The sequence below is a fragment of the Pseudomonas sp. yb_5 genome (assembly GCF_043103865.1).
Lineage (GTDB): Bacteria > Pseudomonadota > Gammaproteobacteria > Pseudomonadales > Pseudomonadaceae > Aquipseudomonas > Aquipseudomonas putida_Y.
The window spans coordinates 21,843-32,236 of sequence record NZ_JBICKE010000014.1 but is presented as its reverse complement, the minus strand read 5'-3'; the positions used below and the strand labels follow the sequence as shown (position 1 = coordinate 32,236).

The following is a 10,394-nucleotide window of genomic DNA, read 5'->3' as shown; positions in this document are numbered from 1 at the left end:
CGTAAGGGCGGAAAGGTGACTATGCGCCACCTGCGTGAATGAATACCTACTCGATATGAATGCCCACATCCAAGAAGCAAGAAGCAAATTCGTCTGTTTTGACTCAGCGAACCGTCCATTCGCGATGGCGACACTGACTCACCTTTTCGCCCTTACGGCGAGTCACTTTTTGTCAAACGCGACAAAAAGTAACCAAAAAACGCTGCGCTCCCATCATCCGGCCCCTGCGCTGCGCTCCGGGGTCCCCTCACTCCGGCCTTGCTCCCGGCAGGACCGCGCCGAAGGCCCCATCCTGGGGCCTCAGCGCTTGACGGGCATCCATGCCCGTCACCTGCCTCCGCAAGGCCTGCGTTCGGCCTCCTGAAGTCGCGAAGATCAAGATCAAGATCAAAAGCCAGATCAAAAGCCACATCAAAAGCCAGATCAACAGCCAGATCAAAAGCCAGATCAACAGCTACATCAACAGCAGAGGGTTGGCTGTGCTGATCTTCGTCATTCCAACGCAGCGCCATTTCGCCTATTGTCGATGCTCCCTCCCCAAAACCATTGGCAAACCCATGGAGAACGTCATCGTCATCACCGGCGGCAGCCGCGGCATCGGCGCCGCTACTGCGCTGCTGGCCGCCCGCCAGGGCTACCGCATCTGCATCAACTATCACGCCGATGACCAGGCCGCCGAAACCATCCTCAGCCAGGTCCGCGCCCTGGGCGCCGAGGCCATCGCGGTGCGCGCCGACGTCAGCGTCGAGGATGAAATCATCCAACTGTTCCTGCGCGTCGACGATGAGCTCGGCCCGGTCACCGCACTGGTCAACAACGCCGGCACCATCGGCCAGCAGAGCAGGGTCGAGGACATGTCCGAGTTCCGGCTGCTGAACGTCATGAAGACCAACGTCGTCGGCCCCATGCTCTGCGCCAAGCACGCTCTGCGGCGCATGGCGCGCCAGCATGGCGGGCAAGGCGGATCCATCGTCAACGTATCATCGGTAGCCGCACGCCTGGGTTCGCCCAATGAATATGTCGACTATGCCGCCTCCAAGGGCGCGCTCGACACCTTCACCATCGGCCTGGCCAAAGAAGTGGCAGGCGAGGGCGTGCGCGTCAATGGCGTACGACCGGGCTATATCCATACCGGTTTCCATGCGCTTTCTGGTGATCCGGACCGCGTCAGCAAGCTTGAATCTGGCTTGCCCATGGGCCGAGGGGGGCATCCCGAGGAAGTGGCCGAGGCCATCCTCTGGTTGCTTTCGGACAAAGCCTCCTATGCCACCGGCAGCTTCATCGACCTGGGCGGCGGGCGCTGAGCGCGCCCGTCAAGTCTCCAGCAACTCGCGAACCCGCTCCGCCAGTGCTTCCAGTTCGAACGGTTTGGTCAACACCAGCGTACCTTGCAGCGGTTGGCCGTCGCTGAGCGCCGCGCTCTCATCGTAGCCGGTGATCAACAGCACCTTGAGGTCCGGGTAGCGCTCACGGCAGCGTTCGGCTACCTGGCGGCCATTCAGGCCGCCAGGCAGGCCGACATCGCTCAGCAGCAAGTCTGGCCGTTCGCCACTTTGCAGGTGGGCGAGAGCAGTCGGACCGTTCTCGAAGGCGTCCACCCGATAGCCCAGCTCTTCCAGCACTTCGCCGATCACCAGGCGCAAGGCGGTCTGGTCTTCAACCAACAGAATGCGTTTTGCAGTCTCGCCACTTCTTCGCGAAGGCACGCGCTGCGGTTTGCTGATTGGCGTCTGGGCTGGCGCGTGGTGGCGGGGTAACAGCAGTTCGATACGGGTCCCCTCGCCAGGCACCGAAAGCACCCGTAATTGCCCGCCCGACTGACGCACGAAGCCATAAGTCATGGACAGCCCCAGGCCGGTGCCCTGGCCCATCGGCTTGGTGGTGAAGAACGGCTCGACTGCGCGCTCGACGACGTCAGCCGACATGCCGCTACCGTTGTCGACGATGCTCAGGCGCACGTACTCCCTGGCCGGCAGTTCCAGTGCCAGGGCCTGCTCGTCGTCAAGCTGCAGGTTGTCGCCAATGATCTCGATCACACCACCGGCAGGCATGGCATCACGCGCGTTGATGCATAGGTTGAGCAGGGCGCTTTCCAGTTGTGGAGGGTCGATGAAGGTCGGCCACAGCTGGCTGGCGAAGCGGCTGCTCAGGGTAATCGCCGGGCCGATGGTGCGGCGCAGAAGGTCTTCCATGTCGGCCACCAAGGTGGCCACTTGCGTGGAGCAGGGTTGCAGGGTCTGCTGGCGGGAGAACGCCAGCAGCCGATGCACCAGCGACGAGGCCCGCTGCGCCGCGCTGTTGGACAGCTCCAGCAAGGGCGCCAGGGCGTCGAAGCGTGACTGGTCCAGGCGTTGCCGCATCAGCTCCTGGGCGCCAAGGATGCCACCCAGCAAATTGTTGAAGTCGTGGGCAATGCCGCCACTGAGCTGGCCTACGGCCTCCATCTTCTGTGCCTGGCGCAGCGCCGCTTCGGCCTTGGCCAAGCGTTCCTGCTCCTGCACTCGCTCACTGATGTCATAGGCGAACAGAAACGCGCCCTGTACCTCGCCTTCTGAATCGCGCAAGGCGTTGAAGCGCAGCTCATAATGGCGCAGCACGGGGGGCTTGCCAAAGGTGCCGATCTCGATGAACTGCTCGCCAGCCAGGGCGCGCTGCCACATCGGCAGAATTGGCGTCTGGTCGGCGGTGCCATCCTCGAACAACCCGGGCAGGTAGTCGCCGATTTCGGGTGTCCTCCCGTACAGCAGGTGGAAGTCATGCTTGGCCTGGCGATTGACAGCCAGCCAGCGCAGGTCCCTGTCGACCACATGCACATTGACCACACTGTGATCGACCAGCTCGGCAAACAAGCGGCGCTCCGCCAGTGCGGCAGTCACCCGCTGTTCGAGCTCTTCGTTAAGGCGCTGAAGGGCCTGCTCTGCACGCCGGCGTTCGGTGACATCCTTGAACAATACCGCTACCTGGCGTTTCTCGGCAGGCTCTATGCGAAAAGTGGTCACTGACAGCACACGGCCGGTAGCAACCAGTTCCTGCTCGAAGTGCAGCGGTTCACCGGTGCGAAGCACCGCGCCATAGCGGGCCACCCAGTCATCTGCCTCATCAGGCACCATCTCGCGCAGTTTTTGCCCGACCACGTTGGGGATGCCGGCGTGTTTGGCATAAGCTGCGTTGGCCAGCACATGCACGTAGTCACTCAGCGGGCCATGGGGGCCGTCGAAGAATTCGATAATGCAGAAGCCTTCGTCCATGGTGTCGAACAGTGAGCGATAGAAGTCCTGGCCGTGCCCCTGGAGGCTTGCAAGCCGTTGCTCCAGCAGCGTGTTCTGTCGCTGGAGGTCTTCGACTTGTTGGCGCAGTGAGTTCAGGTCACGAGAAGGCATGCCTGCGTCCGGCAACTGAAAAATCCAGACTTTAACGTGTTCACCTGCAGGCGAATAGCCGCTCAGTGCGACTGGGCAGTGCTCCCCAGCAACCGTTCAAGCACTTGGGCAAGTGCTTGCAGATCGAAGGGCTTGGCCAGCAACTCGGTGCGCGTGTCGGGCGCCTCGCTATCAGAACGAGCGAATGATCCGCCCGAGGGTTTCCATGGCCTGTTCGGCGCCGTCATGCCAAGGGCTGCCGTAATTCAGGCGGATGCAATTGCCGAAGCGTCGGGTGGGCGAAAAAATTGGCCCTGGCGCGATGCTGATGCCTTGGGCCAGGGCCATGTGGAACAGCTTGAGGGCATCCATCTGCTCGGGCAGTTCCAGCCACAGGAAGTAACCGCCGGAGGGCTGGCTGACCCGTGTCTGCGCCGGGAAGTGGCGGGCGATGGCTGCCAGCATGTTGGCCTGCTGGCCCTCCAGGGCGTAGCGCAGCTTGCGCAGGTGGCGGTCGTAGCCGCCGTGTTGCAGGTAGTCGGCGATGGCTGCCTGGGCCGGCATGGAGGCACAAAGGGAGGTCATCAGCTTCAAACGCTCGATCTTCTGCGCAAAGCGCCCAGCGGCCACCCAGCCAATGCGATAGCCCGGCGCCAGGCTTTTGGCGAACGAGCCGCAGTGCATGACCAGGCCCTGGGTATCGAAGGCCTTGGCGGGTTTGGGCGCCTGTTGCGAGTAGTACAGCTCGGCGTACACGTCGTCTTCGATCAATGGCACCTGATGGCGCGCCAGCAACTCCACCAGCGCCTGTTTCTTGGCCTCCGGCATGCTTGCACCTACAGGATTCTGGAAGTTGGTCATGCACCATACGGCTTTTACCGGGTGCTTCTCCAGGGTCTGCGCCAGCACCCCGAGGTCCATGCCCTCGCGCGGGTGCACGGGGATTTCCACGGCCTTGAGCTTGAGCCGCTCCAGCACCTGCAGGCAGGCATAGAAGGCGGGGGCCTCGATGGCTACCAGGTCGCCCGGCTGGGTCACTGCCTGCAGGCACAGGTTCAGGGCCTCCAGTGCGCCGTTGGTGATCAGCAGCTCCTCCATCGGCAGCATCAACCCACCGACCATATAGCGCAGGGCTATCTGCCGGCGCAGCTGAGGGTTGCCCGGGGACAGATCGGTCACCACCATGCGTGGGTCCATGCTGCGGCTGGCGCTGGCCAGTGAGCGCGACAGGCGTTGCAGCGGGAACAGTTCAGGGCTGGGGAAGGCAGAACCGAAGGCAATGGTGTTGGGGTCCTTGATCGAGTCGAGGATCGAAAATACCAAGGCGCTAACGTCGACATCGGTAGACTCGCTCACCGGCTGCAGCGCCTGCGGCTCGCTGAACTGGCGCGGAACGTGGGCGTTGACGAAATACCCGGAGCGCGGCCGGGCCCGGATCAGCCCGCGCCGTTCCAGCAGGTAATAGGCCTGGAACACGGTGGACGGGCTGACCCCGTGGGTCTGGCTGGCGTAGCGCACGGACGGCACGCGCTGGCCGGGGCCCAGCACCCCGGAGCGGATCAGTTCGGCAATGTCATCGGCGAAGCGTTCGTAGCGTTTCATTCTGGTCTTCTGTCGAAGCCTGGCAGGCAAGGTGGCGTGAGTGTAAGGGATCAGCGGTTCATCGGGGCGACGAAGCGACTGTGCGCCACGCTGCGGATAGCGGGGTCGTCACGCTCGCTGATTTCAAAGCTCAGCGTCTGCGAGCTGCTGGTCGGGCGCTCGGCGAGCATCGCCACCGACACCGGCAGTTCGCTCATTTCGCCAGCAGGGATGACCAGTGCGTTATTGCCCTGCAGGGTGAAACCGTCAGCGTCCAGCAGGCGCAATTGATAGTGCTGGGTACGTTCGGTCTTGTTGATGACCTTCAGCAGGTAAATGTTCTCGATCTGGCCTTGGGCGTTTTCGCGGAACAGGCCGCGGTCCTTGATCACATCCAGCGATACCATCGGGCGCAGTTGCAGGGCCATCACCAGTGCCCCGATCATGACCAGCAGCGCGGCAGCGTAGCCCAGCAGGCGCGGGCGCAGCCAGTGAGTGGTACCGCCTTGCAGGCTGTGCTCGGACTTGTAGCCAATCAGGCCGCGGGCATACCCCATCTTGTCCATTACCCCGTCACAGGCGTCGATGCACGCGGCACAGCCGATGCAAGCCATCTGCAAACCATCACGAATGTCGATGCCGGTGGGACACACCTGCACGCACAGCGTGCAATCGATGCAGTCGCCCAGTCCCTGGGCACCGACATCACTGCCTTTCTTACGCGGACCACGGGCCTCGCCACGGCGCGGGTCGTAAGCGACCGCCAGGGTGTCCTTGTCGAACATCACGCTCTGGAAGCGCGCATACGGGCACATGTGCAGGCACACCGCTTCACGCAGCAGGCCGGCATTGATGTAGGTAGCGGCCGTGAAGAACAGCACCCAGAACAGTGCCACACCGCCCAGTTGCAAGCTGAGCAATTCTGCGGCCAGTGGCCGGATCGGGGTGAAGTAGCCGACGAAGGTCAGCCCCGTGAGCACGCCAATGGCCAACCACAGGCTGTGCTTGAGCGTGCGGCGGGCCAGTTTGTTCAGGCTCCAGGGCGCCGCGGCCAGCTTGATGCGCTGGTTGCGGTCGCCCTCGGTAACCTTTTCGCACCACATGAACAGCCAGGTCCAGGTACTTTGCGGGCAACTGTAACCGCACCAGACACGCCCGGCGTAGACGGTGATGGCGAACAGGCCAAAGGCACAGATGATCAGCAGCGCCGACAGCAGGATGAAGTCCTGTGGCCAGAAGGTGGCGCCGAAGATATGGAACTTGCTGTTTCCCAGGTCCCACAGTACGGCTTGGCGGCCGTTCCAGTTCAGCCAGGCCGTGCCGAAGAACAGCACGAACAGGGCGCCGGAAAAGCCGATGCGCAGGTTACGGTAAAACCCGGTAAAGCTGCGGGTATGGATACCGCTGTCGGTGCGTCGTGCTTGGATGCTGGCTGGGGCGGTGGCGATCTCTGTAAAAGGGATTCTATCGTTCATGGTTCGGTGCTCATCAGGCCTCGATCAGGCATGAGCACTATGGCGCTGAAGCTGTTATCAGCACAGGTTCAGATTTTACGATAAAAACCATATCAGATTTGCCGCGTAGCCCCGCCAGGCCTCATATCACCGAGCCTGGCGCGCTGGCCTTCAGATGCCTGCGGCTATCCACCGCACCCGCCACGGTCAGTGCATCGGCCTCGGTTTCGGTAATGGGCACGCGTTGGCCGGCCAGAATGGCCACCGACATGCGCAACTGCTCGTCGGTGATGATCTCGATGTCCGGGCCTTCGCCCTCGATGCGCAGGTCTTCGCCGATCAGTGTGCAGCGGCGGGTGGTTTCGTCGATTTCAATGGGCATGGTGGGGTCCTCCTGGGGTGGTTACAGGGTGGACCGCGGTCAGGGGCCAGTTGCTGCATCAGCAGGCTGAGCGGCACTTTGCATTGCGTGCAGAGGTCAACCTGAAAACACATGCTCAGGCAGGGGAGCACCGCGATGGATGTCATCTGGCAAGCAATCCAGGCCGAATTCGCCGATGTCACCGATGAGCGCGAGGTCACGCAAATCCTTGTGCGCTTGCTGATGGCTGCTGTGCTTGGCGCAATACTGGGCTTCGAGCGTGAACACAAGGGCAAGTCTGCCGGGGTGCGTACCCACATGCTGGTCTCGCTGGGCGCCGCCCTGTTCATGCTGTCACCCAGCATGGCAGGGGCCGATGACCAGGCGCTAAGCCGGGTGATCCAAGGCATCGTTGCCGGTATCGGGTTTCTCGGTGCGGGTACCATTCTGAAGGGTAACGGCCAGGACACCAGCCATGTGAAAGGCCTGACGACCGCTGCCGGGCTATGGATGACGGCTGCCATCGGTACGGCGGCCGGCATGGGACGCGAAGCCACGGCGCTGATCAGCACGGTACTGGCCCTGCTGGTACTGGGCACGATGCCGTTGATGGTGGAAAAGGTCGAAGGGCAGGATGAGGAGAAGCAAGAGGAGGAAGAGGGCAGGAAGCACTGAGGGGAGCCGAAGCTCCCCTCAAAGCGTTGTTGCCTGCTCTTTTTTTATTATTGGGACCGGCCTTTTGTTGTTTTTGTCGGCTTGTCCTGGTGCTGCGGGCGACCCCCATGCGGGGTCAAGAGCAAACGTATTTTTTTGAGCGCTGACCTGCTGTCATCATCGCTGATCCGAACCTGGCTGCCGCTACCTTGAGGTAGTTTTATTGTTCTGTGCCAGCCCGCGGGGCGAACCCCTGAAAAGCGTGTCGACTCCAAAAAAATCTGCTTGCTACGCCTCTGCCGTGTTGTTCTTGTTATGTCAGAGCCGTTACCTGTTGTTTTTATTGGGTATCGCGTTTTTTTTGTTGTTGTACCAGAGATATAGCAGGGTGCGTGCCAACTTTTGAAAACCCTTTAAAATCAATGAGTTAAGAATTTTGGTCGACACCACCCAGCCTGAAATTCTGCCGATTTGTTTCCCTGTTACCCGATTTTTTGCTGTGAAATGTGCGGGAGGTAACACTTCACCCACACCGATGTGACACCCGTGTGACCTATTTAGCGCTACACGCCCGCGCTACCCGCGACCCATTGTCGCGGCCCAGCACGCTGCTGATGCGCTGGCCGGCGGCTATCAGCCGGCCCAGGTCGATGCCGGTCTCAATGCCAAGCCCTTGCAGCAGGTACACAACGTCCTCGCTGGCGATATTGCCGGTAGCACCCTTGGCGTAAGGGCAGCCGCCCAACCCGGCTACCGAGCTGTCGAACACGCTGATGCCTTCAAGCAGGCTGGCATAGACGTTGGCCAGGGCCTGGCCGTAAGTGTCATGGAAGTGTCCGGCCAACTGCTCGCGCGGCACCTGGGCCGACACCACCTCGAACAGGCGCCTGGTGTCACCTGCAGTACCGGTGCCGATGGTGTCACCCAGCGAAACCTCATAGCAGCCCATGTCGTGCAGGGCGCGGGCCACCGGGGCCACCTGCTCGGCGCTGACCTTGCCCTCATAAGGGCAGCCGAGCACGCATGACACATACCCGCGCACGCGCACGCCGTGGCTGCGCGCAGCGTCCATGATGGGTTCGAAGCGCTTGAGGCTCTCGCTGATCGAGCAATTGATGTTGCGTTGCGAGAACGCTTCGGAGGCTGCAGCGAATACCGCTACTTCCTTGACCCCCGCAGCCAGGGCGTCCTCGAAACCGCGCAGGTTCGGCGCCAGCGCGGCATACGTCACACCGGGGCGCTGCTGGATGCCGGCGAATACCTCGGCAGAGCCGGCCATCTGTGGCACCCACTTGGGGGACACGAAACTGCCCACTTCTATATAGGCCAGGCCTGCTTCGGTGAGGTCGTTGACCAGGCGCACCTTGTCGGCGACGCTGATGGGCTGGGCTTCGTTCTGCAGGCCGTCGCGGGGGCCGACTTCGACCAGGCGGACGTGTTTAGGCAAGGACATGGCGGATTTCCTGTGGCGTTCAGCGGTGGTCTTTGTTGTTCAGGGTGGCGGCCAGGGCTTGTTCGCAGCGCTCCTGGGCGGTATCCAGTTCCAGTTGCATCTGGTGAATGTCCAGCATCTGCTGCTCCAGCTGGGCGCGGCGCTCGGCGATCTTCGCCAGCATGCTGTTGAGCTGTTTGAGGTTGCCGCTGGTGGGGTCGTACAGTTCGATCAGCTCGCGGCACTCGGCCAGGGAAAAGCCGATGCGCTTGCCGCGCAGGATGAGCTTCAGGCTGACCTTGTCGCGCGGTGAGTAGATGCGTTCCAGGCCACGACGCTCAGGGCTGAGCAGGCCCTGTTCTTCGTAGAAGCGGATAGCGCGGGTGGTGATGTCCAGCTCGCGGGACAGGTCGGAGATGCTGTAGGTCTGAGTGCTCATGCTCGGGCTCGGCGTGGGGTGTGCGGATATCCTGAGGGCAGGTTGACGTATACGTCAAGAAGAGGCCGGTATGGATTATTCAGACAACCCCGATCTGCGATACCCATTGGGCGTTTGCCCACTCAAGCGCTTGAACCACCGGGCGAAGTAGGTCGGGTCGGTAAACCCCAGGCTGTCCGACAACTGCCCGATGCTCATCCGCGTGTAGATCAGGTTGCGTCGCGCCTCCAGCAACAACCGCTGGTGCACCACCTGCAACGCAGTCTGGCCGCTCAGCGTCCGGCACAGCTGGTTCAGTTGCAAGCTCGGAACATTCAGCCGCGCGGCATAGTCTTCAACCGACAGATGCTCGCGGTAATGCGCTTCGACCAGGCGCAAGTACTGCCCCAGCAACAGGCGGTCACGTTCATCGCGGTTACGCGGCGCCAGCCCTAGCTGCTGGCGGCGGCTGATCCACACCATCAGCGCGGTCACCAACGCTTCGAGCATCGCCGCGCGAGCCGGGGCATTGCCCTGGTACTCCCGCTGCAAGGTGTCGACCAGGCTGCGCAGGTGCACGCGGTCATGGCCCAGGGGGTAACACGCTGGCTGGGCCAGCACCGTCAGTGGCGCGCCCAGGCGCTGTTCCAGGTTCGCTACAAGGGCGGTACCAAAGGTCAGTACATAGCCCTGGATGTCGGCGCTGAAGCGAAAACCATGCACGGTCATCGGCGGCACTACCTGGATCGCCGCTTCGCCGATGGCACTGCGCATCCCCTCGATCTCCACCTGTGCCTGACCCCGCTGTACATACAGCAGCTGGAACAGCTCGGCATGCTGGTGCGGCTTGATCTCCCAGTGATGCAGGCGGCTGCGCGCCGGGATCGATTCGCAGTGCAGCAGGTCGGTACCGGGCCAGGCCTGATTTTCGCCATACAGCTTGAACAACGGGACGCCGGGGAGGGTGGATTTCATCTGGGCTGACCTGTCCGTTAATCGAACGCTTTTCGTAAAAGTGCAGGTTTTTTATGGAATAGCACACTTAAGAAGCGTTTTCTGCCAGTAAAAATGCAATGGCAAACCCTAACAGCAGATGCCGCCCCGCTGCCAGTTCCGGGCCGGTATCGTCCGAACA

The 10,394-nt window shown here is 62.0% G+C and carries 9 protein-coding genes; 2 read left to right on the top strand and 7 right to left on the bottom strand.

Annotated features, from left to right (window positions below; genetic code table 11):
* Positions 1-557 precede the first annotated feature (557 nt).
* Complete coding sequence (locus ACF8GF_RS01825) at positions 558-1,304, top strand: SDR family oxidoreductase (RefSeq protein ID WP_176683472.1); 747 nt, start codon at positions 558-560, stop codon at positions 1,302-1,304.
* A gap of 9 nt (positions 1,305-1,313) precedes the next feature.
* On the opposite strand, the gene ACF8GF_RS01820 is transcribed toward ACF8GF_RS01825, so the two are convergent.
* The 4 genes from ACF8GF_RS01820 to ACF8GF_RS01805 all read right to left on the bottom strand — a co-directional run bounded on the left by ACF8GF_RS01820 (position 1,314) and on the right by ACF8GF_RS01805 (position 6,776).
* Entirely contained in the window at positions 1,314-3,380 is a 2,067-nt protein-coding gene (locus ACF8GF_RS01820) for a PAS domain-containing protein (RefSeq protein ID WP_176683321.1), read from the bottom strand.
* Positions 3,381-3,551: 171 nt separating this feature from the next.
* Entirely contained in the window at positions 3,552-4,961 is a 1,410-nt protein-coding gene (gene mapR, locus ACF8GF_RS01815) for a GntR family transcriptional regulator MpaR (protein ID WP_003247831.1), read from the bottom strand.
* A 50-nt stretch (positions 4,962-5,011) separates the two neighbouring features.
* Positions 5,012-6,415, bottom strand: coding sequence for a cytochrome c oxidase accessory protein CcoG (gene ccoG / locus ACF8GF_RS01810; protein WP_392488348.1), 1,404 nt, complete (start codon positions 6,413-6,415; stop codon positions 5,012-5,014).
* Positions 6,416-6,536: 121 nt separating this feature from the next.
* Positions 6,537-6,776 carry a DUF3203 family protein gene (locus ACF8GF_RS01805; protein ID WP_014590732.1) on the bottom strand — a complete coding sequence of 80 codons (240 nt, stop codon included), beginning with the start codon at positions 6,774-6,776 and terminating at the stop codon, positions 6,537-6,539.
* A gap of 135 nt (positions 6,777-6,911) precedes the next feature.
* On the opposite strand from ACF8GF_RS01805, the gene ACF8GF_RS01800 reads away from it, so the two are divergent.
* Positions 6,912-7,430, top strand: a complete 519-nt coding sequence (locus tag ACF8GF_RS01800) for an MgtC/SapB family protein (protein WP_176683323.1) — start codon at positions 6,912-6,914, stop codon at positions 7,428-7,430.
* A gap of 532 nt (positions 7,431-7,962) precedes the next feature.
* Here the strand turns inward: ACF8GF_RS01800 and ACF8GF_RS01795 are convergent.
* The 3 genes from ACF8GF_RS01795 to ACF8GF_RS01785 form a co-directional block, all read right to left on the bottom strand.
* Positions 7,963-8,862 carry a hydroxymethylglutaryl-CoA lyase gene (locus tag ACF8GF_RS01795; protein ID WP_392488346.1) on the bottom strand — a complete coding sequence of 300 codons (900 nt, stop codon included), beginning with the start codon at positions 8,860-8,862 and terminating at the stop codon, positions 7,963-7,965.
* Between the two features lie 19 nt (positions 8,863-8,881).
* Positions 8,882-9,280, bottom strand: coding sequence for a MerR family DNA-binding transcriptional regulator (locus ACF8GF_RS01790; RefSeq protein WP_176683325.1), 399 nt, complete (start codon positions 9,278-9,280; stop codon positions 8,882-8,884).
* Positions 9,281-9,355: 75 nt separating this feature from the next.
* Positions 9,356-10,234 (bottom strand): helix-turn-helix domain-containing protein, encoded by an 879-nt coding sequence (locus ACF8GF_RS01785; protein WP_176683326.1) that lies wholly within the window; start codon positions 10,232-10,234, stop codon positions 9,356-9,358.
* Positions 10,235-10,394: the final 160 nt, after the last annotated feature.